This is a genomic window from Brachybacterium sp. UNK5269, assembly GCF_049266655.1.
Taxonomy (GTDB): domain Bacteria; phylum Actinomycetota; class Actinomycetes; order Actinomycetales; family Dermabacteraceae; genus Brachybacterium.
On the sequence record NZ_CP184883.1, the window covers coordinates 1,147,260 to 1,160,465 of the forward strand.

A 13,206-nucleotide genomic window follows, 5' to 3' on the forward strand; every position below is an offset into this window, starting at 1 on the left:
CCTCACCGACCCCTCCTGAGCGCTCGTGCGGCACCCCCGAGGGCTACGCTGGATCGCATGTCCGACGACTTCGTGCACCTCCACGTCCACACCGACTACTCCCTGCTGGACGGGGCCGCGAAGATCGACAAGCTGGTCGACGAGGCGCAGCGGCTGGGGCAGAAGGCGGTGGCGATCACCGACCACGGCTACCTCTTCGGCGCCTACGAGTTCTACCGCGCCGCCACCGGGGCCGGCATCAAGCCGATCATCGGCGTCGAGGCGTACGTGACCCCCGGCACCAGCCGCCACGACCGCACCCGCGTGCAGTGGGGCACCAAGGAGCAGCAGGCCGCCGGCGACGACGTCTCCGCGCGCGGTGCCTACACCCACATGACCCTGCTGTCGAAGTCGACCCCGGGCATGCACAACCTGTTCCGCCTGGCCTCCTCGGCCTCGCTCGACGGCCAGATGGGCAAGTGGCCCCGCATGGACCGCGAGATCCTCTCGAAGTACGCCGACGGGCTGATCGCCACCACCGGCTGCCCCTCCGGCGAGGTCCAGACCCGGCTGCGGCTGGGACAGTTCGACGAGGCCGTCAAGGCCGCCGGCGAGTTCCAGGACATGTTCGGCAAGGAGAACTACTTCATCGAGCTGATGGACCACGGGCTCGACATCGAGCGGCGGGTCACCAAGGACCTGCTCGAGGTGGGCCGGGCGATCGGCGCGCCGCTGGTGGCCACCAACGACCTCCACTACGTCACCGAGGCCGACGCCACCATCCAGGACGTCCTGCTGTGCATCAACTCCGGCTCGCGCCTGAACGACCCCGACCGCTTCAAGTTCGACGGCTCGGGGTACTTCCTGAAGTCCGCCCAGCAGATGCGCGAGCTCTTCCGCGAGTTCCCCGAGGCCTGCGACAACACGCTGCGCATCGCGGAGATGTGCGAGGTGGCGTTCCGCACCACCGACGACGGCGCGAACTACATGCCGAACTTCCCCACCCCGCCCGGGGAGGACGAGGAGTCCTGGTTCGTCAAGGAGGTCCAGCGGGGCCTGGAGTACCGCTACCCGGCCGGCATCCCCGATGCGGTCCAGGAGCGCGCCGACTACGAGGTGCGCGTCATCCTGCAGATGGGCTTCCCCGGCTACTTCCTGGTGGTCTCGGACTACATCAAGTGGGCCAAGGAGCAGGGCATCCGGGTGGGACCGGGCCGCGGCTCCGGCGCCGGCTCGATGGTGGCCTACGCGATGCGCATCACCGACCTCGACCCGATCGAGCACGGCCTGCTGTTCGAGCGGTTCCTGAACCCCGACCGCGTCTCGATGCCCGACTTCGACGTCGACTTCGACGACCGCCGCCGCGGCGAGGTCATCGAGTACGTCGAGCGCAAGTACGGCGACGACCGCATCGCCCAGGTCATCACCTACGGCGTGATGAAGACGAAGAACTCCCTCAAGGACGCCGCCCGGGTGCTGGACTACCCCTTCGCGATGGGCGACAAGCTCACCAAGGCGCTGCCGCCGGCGGTGATGGGCAAGGACATCCCGCTCAAGGGCATCTTCGATCCCGAGCACAAGCGCTACGCCGAGGCCGGCGAGTTCCGCCGCCTCCACGACGAGGACCCCGACGTCAAGAAGGTCGTCGAGATCGCCACCGGCGTCGAGGGGCTCACCCGCGGCTGGGGCGTCCACGCCTGCGCGGTGATCATGTCCAGCGAGCCGCTGATGGACATCGTCCCGATGATGCGCCGCCCCTCCGACGGCCAGATCATCACCCAGTTCGAGTACCCCACGCTGGAGACGCTGGGGCTGCTCAAGATGGACTTCCTGGGCCTGCGGAACCTCACCGTGCTCTCCGACGCGGTCCAGAACATGGAGCGCAACGGCAAGCCGCCGCTGGACCTGGAGTCGCTGCCCTTCGACGACCCCGCCACCTACGACCTGCTGCAGCGCGGGGACACCCTCGGCGTGTTCCAGCTGGACGGCTCCGGCATGCGCACCCTGCTGCGGCAGATGAAGCCCGACCAGTTCGGGGACATCACCGCCGTCTCGGCGCTGTACCGCCCGGGACCGATGGGCATGAACTCCCACACCAACTACGCGCTGCGCAAGAACGGCCTGCAGGAGATCACCCCGATCCACCCCGAGCTCGAGGAGCCGCTCGCGGAGATCCTCGGGGAGACCTACGGCGTGCTGGTCTACCAGGAGCAGGTGATGCAGACGGCGCAGAAGGTCGCCGGGTACAGCCTGGGGCAGGCCGACATCCTGCGCCGCGCGATGGGCAAGAAGAAGAAGGCGGAGCTGGACAAGCAGTACGCCTCCTTCGAGGCGGGGATGCTCGAGAACGGGTACTCCGCCCCCGCGGTGAAGGCGCTGTGGGAGACCCTGATGCCCTTCGCGGACTACGCCTTCAACAAGTCCCACTCCGCCGCCTACGGCGTGATCTCGTACTGGACCGCCTACCTCAAGGCGAACCATCCCACCGAGTACATGGCCGCGCTGCTGACCTCCACCCAGGAGAACCGCGACCGGCTGGGCCTGTACCTGGGCGACTGCCGCCACCGCGGGATCACCGTGCTGCCGCCGGACGTCAACGAGTCCGACCTGTACTTCTCGGCCGTCGGCGACGACATCCGCTTCGGTCTCTCGGCGATCCGCAACGTCGGCGCCCACGTGGTCGAGGAGATCATCCGCACCCGCGAGGAGAAGGGCGCCTTCACCTCCTTCACCGACTTCCTGGACAAGGTGCCGCTGTCGGTGTGCAACAAGCGCACCATCGAGTCGCTGGTCAAGGGCGGCGCCTTCGACTCCCTCGGCGCGAACCGGCGCTCGCTGGTGCTGGTCCATGAGGACGCCGTCGACTCGGTGGTCGACGTCAAGCGCAAGGAGGCCCAGGGGCAGTACGACCTGTTCGCCGACATGTTCGCGGGCGCCGGCGAGGACGGGACCGAGATGGCCACCGGCTCCGCCGCGACCATCGTGATCCCCGACCTGCCCGAATGGGACCGCAAGGAGAAGCTCGCCTTCGAGCGGAACATGCTGGGGCTGTACGTCTCGGACCATCCGCTGTACGGCCTCGAGCACGTCATCGCCCAGAACTCCAGCACCTCGATCAGCGCGCTGGCCGACGACGGCGCGGTCGAGGACGGGGCTATGGTCACGATCGCGGGGCTGATCACCAGCCTCCAGCGCAAGACCACCAAGAAGGGCGACATGTGGGCGATCGCGACCGTCGAGGACCTCGAGGGATCGATCGACTGCCTGATGTTCCCCTCCACGTACCAGACCGTGGCCACCGAGCTCGCCGAGGACCTGATCGTCTCGATGAAGGGCCGGGTGGACACCTCCAAGGGCATGCCGGAGCTGCGGGTGATGGAGATGACGATCCCGGAGACCGGCGGCAGCCCTGACGGACCGGTGGTGATCGCGCTGCCCGCGATGCGCGCCACCACGCGGGTCGCCGAGCAGCTGCGCGGGGTGCTCGAGGACAATCCCGGCTCGAGCGAGGTGCGGGTGCGCCTGCAGGAGCCGGGCCGGGACCACGCTGATGCAGCTCGACAAGCGGCTCTCGGTCACCCCGTCGGCCGCGCTGTACGCCTCGCTGAAGGCGCTGCTGGGCCCGAGCTGCCTGCAGTGACGGGGCGGATGGTGCCCGCCGGAGGGAGGGCGCCGGTCCGGGGGCTGTGGCCTCGATGGGTGACGCGTGGATCGCGTCGGCATAGCTGTCCGGCATGGCGTGCTGCTCGAGGTCATGGCCCGGAGTGATCGAGTCGTGGTCACGGCGAAGGAACGCGCCGCGATGGGGGTCCGCCTCCATGGTGCTGCAGCTGCTTCTCGCAGCGCATCACGGCGCCTCCTGGCCGAACGCGTCAGGGTCGACGGGTCGCTCGGCGCGAGGCAGGTTCTCCACCAACAGCAGGTACGACTCGGTCACCAGGTCCTCGACGAGCTGCTCGGGCAGGTCCCCACCGGGGTGCAGCGTGATCCAGTGCCGCTTGTTCATGTGATACCCGGGCGTGATCCCCGGGTACTGCTCGCGAAGGGCCCTGCCGTCCTCGGGTGCGGCCTTGAGGATCACGATCGGCTCCCCGGTGACCTCGGTCAGCAGCATGAACACCTTGCCACGCACCGTGAACACCTCCCAGTGCGGTCCGAACGGGTGCTCCAGGCCGGCGCCGGGCAGCTCCTCGACGCGGTCCCTGGCGTACTGCTGCAACGGGTCGTCCTGCATGTGTCCTCCACGCTCGACGGAACAGGAACGAGAGTACGTAGTCAGGCCGGCCGCGCGAGATCGGGCGCGCGCGGGCAAGGCCGACGCCCTGCAACGACGGCCGCTCAGCGCCGTCCTGCCGGGATGTGCCTGTTCGACCGGAACGCTCAGTAGTCCTCCTGAGCGGCTGACGCCTCCGCGCCACTGATGTGGTGGAGGGCCCACTGCGCATGGACGCGGCCATCGCGATCGACGACCACGTATGCCATGCCGATGGCCTCGACCCTGTGCACCGTCGAGCTCCCCGTGCCGGTACCGGCAGCGGTGAACTCCGCGGTCACGAAGGTGGCGGCGTACTCGAAGAACCCGTCCTTGCCGCCCGATGGCCCGGTCAGGAGAGGCGGGCTCTCGATGCTCCAGGTCCCTTCCGCCGTGACGTCCTCCGGGGCGGCGAAGGGACATCCTTCCGGTTGCGGTACGACGCTGTTCTCGCACTTCTCGAGCGCGGTGTGCAGCTGGCTGCGGGCTTCCTCCTCTCCGGCCTCGGTGAGGTCCAGTGCCACGGCGACCGGTGCGCTGGGCCATTCGCCGAGCACCGGCGGCAGCGTGACCCGGGCGGTCCGGGCGATGACGGCGCTGCTGAGCTCCTGGGCGTCGAGCACCTAGGTTGCGGGCAGGACGCGCAGGGTCAGGGAGCCGAGTCCGGAGGCATCGGGAGGACGCGACTGCTCCGGTATCTCCAGCACCTGCCCGTTGACCTCCAGCTCGCTGCTGCCCGCGGGGATCTGCAGGCGGAGCGTGGGCAGAGTGACGGGGACGAGCTCCCATCGGGGGCGGAGGAAAGGCTCGCTGCGCCGCTGCAGGTCGAGCGTGGTCTCGAGGGAGTCGACGGGGGAGACCAGGGTCGCGACGACGCGGGCGCTGCTGCCGGTGACCTCGAGCGTGTCGATCGTGAAGCGCTCCACGCGGTGGCTCGCGCCGTGGACCACGTCGTCGACCAGGGCGATGTCCACGGACTCGTGGGAGCTGGCAAGGTGTTCGCGCACGGTGGCGGTGTCGCCGTCGACCACGGCCTGGAGGAAGTTCTCGGCCACGTCCCGGGGAGACCGGCCGCCGATCAGCAGCGGCGGGAGCAGCAGCATCAGCGCCAGGATCGTGACCACGGCACCGGCGACCCTGAGGGGTCGGCGCTGGGGAGGTCGGAGAGGGGACCGCGCGGCATCGGTCGTCGCTTCGCTCGTCGATCGTCCGTCGGTCGTGGTGGGGTCGGGGTCGGTCCACCCGGGCGGGATGGTGCGGCCGGGCGTGGGGGATGCCGACTGTGCTTCATGGTGCCCTCGGTCGGTTCGCTCTGCGTCGCGGCAGCTACCCCGCGCGGGGCAACGCCGGACTTTCTCGAGCGACGCCGTCCTGTGGCTGTGGTCGGTTCGTGGCGGTGTTCTAGGGCCGTTCAGTGGCACGTCGAGCCGGCCACCGGTTCGCGAGGTGCGTGCTGCGGGGAGGCGGCCGCGCCCGTGAATGACAAGCCTACGCCGCGGGTGCGTCGGGTCACTGCTCGAGGAAGAAGCGGGTGGTGGTGGCGCCCCACGCCGACGGCGCTTCACCGCTGCGTCGACGGCTCGTCACTGTTTCCAAGTGCGCTGGCTCAGTACGAGGAGGTGCTCGTCCGGATCGGCAAGGCTCACGCCCGAGCGGTCCCGGTAGGGGTCGCGAGCTGCCACTGGACGGCCGCCCGCGGCCGTGATCCGGTCGGGAAGCTCCGGATTTGCGGGCTCGCCGAGGTGGATGACGGGCAGGTCTTCAGGGCCGGACAGGGCGGTTCACCCGTCGAGCGTCGCAGCCGCCTGCGCTCGCTCGAATGTCCGGACCCGGGGCCGGCGTCGACCTGCGACTGCTCGGTCCGGCGCCGCAGCGACGTCTTCGAGACGGTCGAGATCGGGACGATCTCCGTGATCGCCCAGTCCTGCGCCAGGCGCGGGGGGGGGGGGGGGGGGGGGGCCGGGGGGCGGGGGGGGGGGCGGGCGGGCGCGGGCGGGGGGGGGGGGGGGGGGGGGGGGGGGGGGGGGGGGGGGGGGGGGGGGGGGGGGGGGGGGGGGGGGGGGGGGGGGGGGGGGGGGGGGGGGAGAGACGTTCGTTGTCTCGCTGAGGCGATCGCGGCAGGGTGTCCATCAGGTCTCTCATCCACAAGGAGCTCCACCATGAAGTTGACCGTCATGCAGTTCGTGAGTCTGGACGGGGTATCACAGGGCCCGGGCTCGCCGCAGGAGGATCCCAGCGGAGGATTCACGCGAGGCGGATGGCTGGTGCCGCATATGGACGCAGCGTTCGTCGACCAGGCTTCCGACTGGTTGGAGCATGCCGATGCGCTCCTGCTCGGCCGACGCACCTACGAGGCGTTCGCCCGTGATTGGCCGCAGATCACGGATCCGGCGGACCCCTTCACGGCCCGGATGAACGATCTGCCCAAGTATGTCGCGACGCAGACCCTTGCCGACGACAGCTGGAATCCCACCATCCTCGTGAGCGGGGACGTCGAGACGCAGATTGCCGATCTCGAGGTGCAGCCCGGCCGCGACCTGCAGGTGCACGGCAGCTCGTCACTGGCCCAGAGCCTCTTCTCGGCCAGCCTCGTCGACGAGCTGCGGTTGGCCGTAGCACCCGTGGTCGTGGGGCAGGGCCGACGGCTGTTCCCCGAGGGGTCGGTCCCGGTGGGCTTCTAACTCATGAGCAACCGCACGACGCCTCGAGGGCTGACCATCCAAGTCTTCGAGACGCGGGGGCGACCCCATTTCGCGTCCTACGAGGGCGTCTCTGCGATGGGGTGACGCTGCCTCGACGGTGCTCACGGCGGCCGGGACCTGCTCGTGACGGCGTTGAGGGTGGTCGGCTCGTCGGCCCCTCGTGGTCATGCTCCAGGCGGAGCCGAAACATCGGCCTCCCGCGCTCGTCGGATCCCAGCGGCCACGGCCGCTCTCACGACGAAATAGAGAATGACGAAGAAGGTCGCTACGACCGCCGCGCAGATCAACAGCGGCAGAACGATCACCAGAACTTCGATCGGCCCTAACCCTGTGTATTCCATGAGCTGACGGTATCCCGATTCAAGGGTGCGCACAGGCGCGGGGCGCGCCTATGTGGCACTGGCTCGACGAGGCCGCGAGGGAGCAGGCCATCGAGGCCCCGCATGGTAGCGGCAGCCGACCTCATTCGGTTCGCCTGAGCATGCATCAGTCTCCGTAGTCACTCGGAGCTTCAGTGTTGGCGATCTCCTCAACCCAGTCGATGACTTCGTCCGGATAGCGTAGGCCGGGATCGGCGGCATCCTCGCCCGCTGGTTCCGCGGCCACCGGTCCTCCTGCCGCGGCGACCTCGTTGGCGACTTCTTCCGGCACGATATCGCCATTGTTGGCGATCAGCCACGCTCGCGTCGCCGGCTGCAGTCTTGCCCACCATTGCTCGTTCACCATGCCCAAGTATGCGACCGGGATTCATAGAACGGAAGCTCAGTCGGTGGCTATCCGGGGCCGTAGTGGACCGCTGCTGGTGGCCATCGGTGTTCACGACTCGAGCCGCTTATCGGGCTCATCGCATTTGCGGGTGTAGCCGGGGTCTGAAGCCGCCTGATTCGAGGAGGCTGCGGGCGATGTAGTTGGTGAGATTCCGGAAGCCGAGGGCCGAACCGCGGAGGTGCTCAAGCCGGCCGTTGATCGCCTCGGTGGGCCCGTTGCTGGTGCCTGGGCGATCGAAGAACGCCAAAATGTCGTCGGCGCGTCCGGTCAGCGTCCGGCCGAGCTTTCCCAGCTCGACGAGGTTGTCTGGGACCTTCGCTCTGAGGGCCGCGATGACCTTCTCCATCATCATTCTGGCTCTGGTCCGGTCGGGTTCTCGATAGGCAGCGATCATGGCCTGGTAGATCTCCCAGGTCGCCTCGACCGCAGCATGCTTCTCGCTGCTGAACAAGCTGCTGAGGCGCTCGCATTGCCGCTCGGTCAACAGCTTGGTCCCGGTGTGGAGGGTGCGGCGGGACTTGTAGAGAGGGTCGTCTTTGCGGCCGCGACGCTTGTGGAGCTTCTGCTGGATCCGGCGCCGGCAGTCGTCCAGAGCGTCTCCGGCCAGGCGGACGACATGGAAGGGATCCATGACTGCGACCGCTCCGGGGAGGACCTCGCTGGTGGCCGTCTTGAACCCCGTGAACCCATCCATCGCGACGACCTCGATGCAGTTCTTCCACGCCTCGGGGCGGGCCTCCAGCCAGGCCTTGAACGCCGCCTTGGAACGGCCCTCGACCATGTCCAGCAACCGAGCGGGCCCGGTCTTGTCCCTGGTGGGGGTGAGGTCGATGATCACGGTGACGTACTTGTCGCCGCGGCGGGTGTGGCGCCATACGTGTTCATCGACGCCGATCACGCGGACTCCGTCGAAGCGGGCCGGGTCATCGATCAGCAGCCGCTTCCCCTCGGCGAGAACGGCGTCGTTAGCGGTATGCCAGGCCACGCCCAGCCCGGCGGCGACCCGCGCCATTGAGAGGTGGTCGATGACCAGGGCTTCCAGCGCCCACCGGATCCCGCCTCGGGAGAGCTTCGCCCGCTCTGCGGCCGCCGCGGTGGTGTCTTCGCGCCAGTGGCATCCGCAATGGTCACACCGATAGCGGCGAATCCGCACCAGCAATGTCGTGGGCCTGTGACCGAACGGCTCATGCGCCAGAGACCTGGCGACAGAGCCCCGCGAGGTCGACCGTGCTCCGCAGGCCCGGCACCACGGATCCTCCTCGGCGAGCCGACACTCCAGCACCGCCCGCGCGGCAGTGAGCCTCTGGCCGACCACGACCAGGCCAAGCTCCTCGAGGCGGGCGAAGGTCGTCAGGTCGGGGTCATCGAAGGTAGCGTTGAGCATGTCGAGGTCTTCCAGATGGTGAGCGTCAGAACTTCCATCTTCGGGAGACCTCGACGTCTATCCCGGCACCGACGCGCCCACCCCGCGTTCCACACCTACCCCCTCAGCTGCGAAGAGCCGCTTATCGATGCGACTTCCACGCCACGAGGGCCCTATTGTGTTCGTCAAGCCGGGCCGATGGTTGCCTCGGCCCTGTTCAAGATCCCCGGCTGTGCCCACTTGGGGTATACCCCGCGCGACAGATGTGTCGCAGAAAGGTCGTTCCGTCCCGATTCGGAACCGTAAATGACGGTCCGCTAACTGTCCTGCTGGGGTGCCCTATCTTGGGACTGACCTGGCGACGCCGAGGACTATCGCGATCTGCTCATCAGCCTCAACGATGCTGGGATGCCGCGAGCAACCCAGCGTCAGGCCGGCTGAGGCCTGGCGCCGCAGATGCAGGCGCTCCATTATTTTGTGCCAGAGCGTCGCTCTGGCCCCGATGTGCCTGCGCAGGTGCGTAACGTGGCGGCCCAACGGCGGGGTTGCCGACCCGGTGTACTGAGCGGAGGGTGCTTCCAAATGAGATACATCAACGCCACCGGAAGACTGCTGTCGGTCGAACGACTTCCCCGCGAGGAGGGGTCAGAGATTGGCGGAGTCCGTCTCGAACTCGTTCTCGGGGCAGGAATCCTGGGTGATCGCGTCGAGGTGCGGGCCACGGTCGAGTCCTACTGCGACGACGACTCCAGTGCGCTATGGCTGCGGGTCGGACGGCTTGCCCGCGAGGCTGGACCTGGCGATGCGGCGATCTTGTGCCACGTCTCCGGTGTCGTTCATCAAAGCGCGACGGACAGCGACGGGGTGTTGCATATCGAGATGGTCGGGCAGAGCGTCAGCCCAGACATCGGCATCCTCGCGCACTTCCCCGAGGAGTGGGCACACTGATCGGGCCTAAGCTCGGCTCATGTCGATCAGTGTCGAGGAGTTCCTCATCGGCCCTCGGGGCCGCCGGTTCCTCTTCGAGCTCGCTACGCACCCCCGCACGTCCGAGCGGCTTGCCCTAGCGCGGTCAGAGACCGTCTCGCAGTTCTTTCCTTCGGGAGCGGTCCGATACCAATTCTTGCTCTCCGAGGACTCTTCGGGCAGCGAGGAGTGGTACCCCGAACCCTCGGGCTTGACGGCACCGAGCCCGGATGTTCTCGCGGAGCTCCTCGAGGCATGCGAAGTTCCCGACCTCACTCCCCGCGCCCTGCGCCTGGCACTGGAGGCGTCCGTCGACAGCGCCGCGTACTGGCGGAAGCCGGACGGCGAGGACCGGCTGTTGTCTCTACCGGTCATGCGGCCCGCCCTTGCCCGGATTTCCGAGCAAGTACTCCCCTACGTGCCTGACGTATGGGCACGCGCCTACGACTCCAGCGCGCCTCAGGTGTGCATCGTGTTCGAATCGCTGCCCGCGCCGGAGGCCGAGGAGCCTCGGCGGCCGCCTGAGGAGATCTTGTCGCGATGGCGCCGGGATCTCAGCGAACGCGAAGCGGAATGCGCTGATGAGCTTCGGCGCGATCCCGCTCTGGGCGTCAGTGCTGACTGGTGGTCTACGCCGCCCCTGGGCCTGGCGCGCACCGCGCGTGCCGGCCCGAGCGGCGACGTGCCGATGCTGGGGATCATCGAAGACACCTTCGGAGCGCAGCGCGCGACCTGCATTCCCGCCCACCCTGGCCCGTCCCGGACGGTCCTGGAGATTGACCATCCGCAGGACTGGACCAAGCTCTGCCGCCGCTATCCTCTCGACGTGACCGCGCTACGACGGAGCGACTGGGGAGCGACCACGGACCGGCTAGGTGCGTGGGTTCAGCCCGACTGGCATGCCCTCGCGCAGGAGGTCGACGGTATCCATCTCACCGTCCGCGGCTATCTCGCGGGCGCTGGCCGCGCCCTCGCTGTGGACAGCGACCGGGCCTCCATGATTGCCGGGTTCACGCCCGACGAGACGATCTGGTTCGCCCCGATCAGCCTCGACGCGGAACGCGCCCGCGTATGGGAACTCGACGAAGACGACGAGTCCTGGCATCCCGTGCCCGCAACGCGGTGACCCCTACTTTTTACTCATACCCGACGAGCGACGCAGCGCGGGCCTCAAACTTGGCGTCCTCGCGCACTTCCCCGAGGGCCACGAGTGAGGCGAGGGACTGATGTCCAAGGGAAGTCTCATTCGTGATCGAGAGCGATGGGGGCGAGGCGGTATACGGGGTCACCTGCGGTGTGTCCCTGGCGTGTTTTGGCCTGTTTACCGCGAGGCCGCAGAGAGCCTCTGGTGCTCTGCCGGCACGTCGGTGTCGACGATCGCTCCGTCGACGATGGTCACGAGGCCGTCGAGGCTGTCCCGGTGGCCGAGGTCGTGGGTGACCAGCATGGTGGCGGTGCTGCGTTCATGGGTGAGCTGGCTGATGAGCTCCATGATCTCGGCACCTCGTTCCTGGTCGAGAGCGCTGGTGGGTTCGTCGACCAGGAGGACGGACGGGGCGTGGACGAGGGCGCGGGCGATCGCGACGCGCTGGCGCTGACCACCGGAGAGCTGGGCGGGGCGTTTGCCGCTGTGCTCGGTGAGGCCGACCGCGTGGAGGAGATCGTCCGCGCGCTCCCGAATGGTGGCGCGCTGGCGTCGGCTGTCGCCACCGAGTTCGGCCATCACGAGCAGCTGTTCTCGGGCGGTGAGGGAGGGGACGAGGTTGGACTGCTGGAAGACGATGCCGATGTGCTCGCGGCGAAGCGCAGCTGTTTCTGTCGCGGTCAGGGTCGCGGCGTCGACGTCGTTGATCCACACATGTCCCGAGTCGGGGTGGATCAGGGTTGCGGCGAGGGCGAGGAGGGAGGACTTCCCGGAGCCGGACGGGCCGGTGATCCCCATGACGAAGGCGGGGGGAGTCGTGAGGGAGATGTTGTCGACGGCGGTGATGCGGGAATCGCCGTCGGGGAAGGTCAGAGTGACGTGGTCGAGGGTGATCATCGGTTGCTCCCGAGGGCGGTGAGGGGATCGGCGTTGGTGACAGCGCGGAGCGCTACGGCAGCACCGGCGAGTCCGAGAGCGGCCATCGCGGCGGCTGGCGCGAGCGTGGTCCAGGGGCTGAGGAGGAAGGGCAGGACGCCGCCGGCGAGAGTTCCCAGCACGGTGACAATGCCGATCCCGACACCGATGCCGAGAACGAGAACGACGAGGGCTTGGCCGAGGGCATCTCGGATGAGGGAGCCGGTGGAAGCGCCGAGCGCTTTGAGGACGGCGATGTCGCCGGCACGCTGCATGGTCCAAACGGTGAAGAACGCGCCGACGACCAGCGCGGAGACACCGAACAGCATCGCGATCATCAGTCCCAGTGAACCGATCTCGGACTTGAAGGTCTCCAGGGCGGTGAGGCTGGTCAAGGGTGGCTTCGCGGAGGTGTCCGTGCGGCTCGCAGTCGCATCCCAGTCCGGTGACCCGGTCACGGCCAGGAGGGTCGCTGCGCTCGTGCCGCCGAGGCGCTTGTCGGTCTCTTCCCACGCCGTGGGGGAGAGCGTGACGACGGGAGTGTGGCTGTACCAGGCCTCGTCCCCGATCGTCGTGACGCGATAGGTGTTCCCGACGATGGTGATCTGGTCCCCGACGGACACGTCGAGGTCCTCTGCGGCGCCGGCGGAGAGGCCGACAGCATCATCCGCGTCGGGGGCGATGTCGCTCACGGTCGAACGGGGAGCGTCCTGCGGGATCCCGAACACGGCCACAGCGACCGTGGGAGCGTCCGCGCTGGGCACGCTCGCGCGGCCCTGCACGATCCCGATGGGGGTGACCGTGTCCACCCCGGAGGTCTCGCGCCACGCGGAGATCGTCGTGGCGTCGATGGAGGACTCGGAGAAGGATGGCTGTCCGTCCGGGGGGTTCTGCAGCACGAGTCGGTCACCGGGCAGGCTGAGTACTGCGGACACGTTCTGTGAGGCCAGCCCCCCGGTCAGCCCGGCCAGGAAGCCGACCAGGAGGGTGATCAGGGCGACCACGGAGCCGATGAGTACGAACCTGCCGCGGGCGAAGCGGAGATCACGCCAAGCGACGAACACGAGTGTTTCCCTTCCACCGGCAGGGGCCTTCCCTGCCGACGGTCCAAGCCTCG

At 68.4% G+C, this 13,206-nt stretch carries 12 protein-coding genes and 1 pseudogene; 4 read left to right on the plus strand and 9 right to left on the minus strand.

Going from position 1 to position 13,206, the window contains the following annotated elements; translation table 11 throughout:
* The first annotated feature begins 57 nt into the window (after positions 1-57).
* Positions 58-3,619, plus strand: a pseudogene (dnaE, locus tag ACOJUI_RS05265) (DNA polymerase III subunit alpha).
* Positions 3,620-3,826: 207 nt separating this feature from the next.
* Here the strand turns inward: dnaE and ACOJUI_RS05270 are convergent.
* The 4 genes from ACOJUI_RS05270 to ACOJUI_RS05285 form a co-directional block, all read right to left on the minus strand.
* Positions 3,827-4,213: an MmcQ/YjbR family DNA-binding protein gene (locus ACOJUI_RS05270; RefSeq protein WP_422117038.1), complete on the minus strand. Its 387-nt coding sequence runs from the start codon at positions 4,211-4,213 to the stop codon at positions 3,827-3,829.
* A 146-nt stretch (positions 4,214-4,359) separates the two neighbouring features.
* Positions 4,360-4,854 carry a hypothetical protein gene (locus ACOJUI_RS05275; protein ID WP_422117039.1) on the minus strand — a complete coding sequence of 165 codons (495 nt, stop codon included), beginning with the start codon at positions 4,852-4,854 and terminating at the stop codon, positions 4,360-4,362.
* A complete protein-coding gene (locus ACOJUI_RS05280) occupies positions 4,855-5,355 on the minus strand; it encodes a hypothetical protein (protein ID WP_422117040.1) in 501 nt (166 codons plus the stop codon).
* 459 nt (positions 5,356-5,814) lie between these two features.
* Entirely contained in the window at positions 5,815-5,913 is a 99-nt protein-coding gene (locus tag ACOJUI_RS05285; RefSeq protein ID WP_422117041.1) for a hypothetical protein, read from the minus strand.
* Positions 5,914-6,390: 477 nt separating this feature from the next.
* Between ACOJUI_RS05285 and ACOJUI_RS05290 the strand changes: the two genes are divergently transcribed.
* Positions 6,391-6,912 (plus strand): dihydrofolate reductase family protein, encoded by a 522-nt coding sequence (locus ACOJUI_RS05290; protein WP_422117042.1) that lies wholly within the window; start codon positions 6,391-6,393, stop codon positions 6,910-6,912.
* Positions 6,913-7,097: 185 nt separating this feature from the next.
* On the opposite strand, the gene ACOJUI_RS05295 is transcribed toward ACOJUI_RS05290, so the two are convergent.
* The 3 genes from ACOJUI_RS05295 to ACOJUI_RS05305 form a co-directional block, all read right to left on the minus strand.
* Positions 7,098-7,274, minus strand: a complete 177-nt coding sequence (locus ACOJUI_RS05295) for a hypothetical protein (RefSeq protein ID WP_422117043.1) — start codon at positions 7,272-7,274, stop codon at positions 7,098-7,100.
* Positions 7,275-7,419: 145 nt separating this feature from the next.
* Positions 7,420-7,659 carry a hypothetical protein gene (locus tag ACOJUI_RS05300; protein ID WP_422117044.1) on the minus strand — a complete coding sequence of 80 codons (240 nt, stop codon included), beginning with the start codon at positions 7,657-7,659 and terminating at the stop codon, positions 7,420-7,422.
* A 115-nt stretch (positions 7,660-7,774) separates the two neighbouring features.
* The gene (locus ACOJUI_RS05305; RefSeq protein WP_422114637.1) at positions 7,775-9,085 is read right to left on the minus strand and encodes an ISL3 family transposase; all 1,311 of its coding nucleotides are present in this window, start codon (positions 9,083-9,085) and stop codon (positions 7,775-7,777) included.
* Between the two features lie 561 nt (positions 9,086-9,646).
* On the opposite strand from ACOJUI_RS05305, the gene ACOJUI_RS05310 reads away from it, so the two are divergent.
* A complete protein-coding gene (locus tag ACOJUI_RS05310) occupies positions 9,647-10,012 on the plus strand; it encodes a hypothetical protein (protein WP_422117045.1) in 366 nt (121 codons plus the stop codon).
* Between the two features lie 19 nt (positions 10,013-10,031).
* On the plus strand, positions 10,032-11,156 hold the full coding sequence (locus tag ACOJUI_RS05315) for a hypothetical protein (RefSeq protein ID WP_422117046.1): 1,125 nt from the start codon (positions 10,032-10,034) through the stop codon (positions 11,154-11,156).
* A gap of 195 nt (positions 11,157-11,351) precedes the next feature.
* On the opposite strand, the gene ACOJUI_RS05320 is transcribed toward ACOJUI_RS05315, so the two are convergent.
* Positions 11,352-12,071 carry an ABC transporter ATP-binding protein gene (locus ACOJUI_RS05320; protein WP_422117047.1) on the minus strand — a complete coding sequence of 240 codons (720 nt, stop codon included), beginning with the start codon at positions 12,069-12,071 and terminating at the stop codon, positions 11,352-11,354.
* Positions 12,068-13,153, minus strand: coding sequence for an ABC transporter permease (locus ACOJUI_RS05325; protein WP_422117622.1), 1,086 nt, complete (start codon positions 13,151-13,153; stop codon positions 12,068-12,070). Before ACOJUI_RS05325 ends, ACOJUI_RS05320 begins: the two co-directional genes overlap by 4 nt.
* Positions 13,154-13,206 lie beyond the last annotated feature (53 nt).

Coding starts and splice junctions, on each gene's coding strand:
- ACOJUI_RS05270 (WP_422117038.1), bottom strand. CDS start 4,213: ATGCAGGACGACCCGTTGCAGCAGTACGCCAGGGACCGCGTCGAGGAG.
- ACOJUI_RS05290 (WP_422117042.1), top strand. CDS start 6,391: ATGAAGTTGACCGTCATGCAGTTCGTGAGTCTGGACGGGGTATCACAG.
- ACOJUI_RS05295 (WP_422117043.1), bottom strand. CDS start 7,274: ATGGAATACACAGGGTTAGGGCCGATCGAAGTTCTGGTGATCGTTCTG.
- ACOJUI_RS05300 (WP_422117044.1), bottom strand. CDS start 7,659: ATGGTGAACGAGCAATGGTGGGCAAGACTGCAGCCGGCGACGCGAGCG.
- ACOJUI_RS05305 (WP_422114637.1), bottom strand. CDS start 9,085: ATGCTCAACGCTACCTTCGATGACCCCGACCTGACGACCTTCGCCCGC.
- ACOJUI_RS05310 (WP_422117045.1), top strand. CDS start 9,647: ATGAGATACATCAACGCCACCGGAAGACTGCTGTCGGTCGAACGACTT.
- ACOJUI_RS05315 (WP_422117046.1), top strand. CDS start 10,032: ATGTCGATCAGTGTCGAGGAGTTCCTCATCGGCCCTCGGGGCCGCCGG.
- ACOJUI_RS05320 (WP_422117047.1), bottom strand. CDS start 12,071: ATGATCACCCTCGACCACGTCACTCTGACCTTCCCCGACGGCGATTCC.